The organism is Aquiflexum gelatinilyticum, assembly GCF_024741135.1.
GTDB lineage: Bacteria > Bacteroidota > Bacteroidia > Cytophagales > Cyclobacteriaceae > Cognataquiflexum > Cognataquiflexum gelatinilyticum.
Genome location: NZ_JANSUY010000035.1, coordinates 1 through 414 on the forward strand (window position 1 = coordinate 1; position 414 = coordinate 414).

Below are 414 nucleotides of genomic sequence, written 5' to 3' on the forward strand. Positions count from 1 at the left end.
GCCCTTGTTCACTTACTCTTTACATACATCCCCCTTTTGCTTCAAGGATATATGCAGTCTTCGTCCCTCTGTCCTTTCGGACAGAAAAACACTCTGTTGCATTCTCTGCTCAACATGTCAATGAACTTATAACTGAACATTTTCAGCTATGTGTGGAGGATAACGGATTCGAACCGTTGACCCCCTGCGTGCAAGGCAGGTGCTCTAGCCAGCTGAGCTAATCCCCCGAAATAGTGTTGTAATTATTAAATGTGGGCTTGCGTGGACTCGAACCACGGACCTCTACATTATCAGTGTAGCGCTCTAACCACCTGAGCTACAAGCCCATCAAATAATTAAAGAACTGAAAGAAATAACACATTCAATAAGGCGTTCCAGAAAGGAGGTGTTCCAGCCGCACCTTCCGGTACGGCT

Annotated in this window: 2 tRNA genes; both read right to left on the reverse strand. The window is 45.9% G+C overall.

Features of this window, described 5'->3' with window-relative positions:
* Positions 1-153: 153 nt before the first annotated feature.
* A tRNA-Ala gene (locus NU887_RS21015) sits at positions 154-227 on the reverse strand.
* Positions 228-252: 25 nt separating this feature from the next.
* Positions 253-326: transfer RNA gene (locus NU887_RS21020), tRNA-Ile, on the reverse strand.
* Positions 327-414 lie beyond the last annotated feature (88 nt).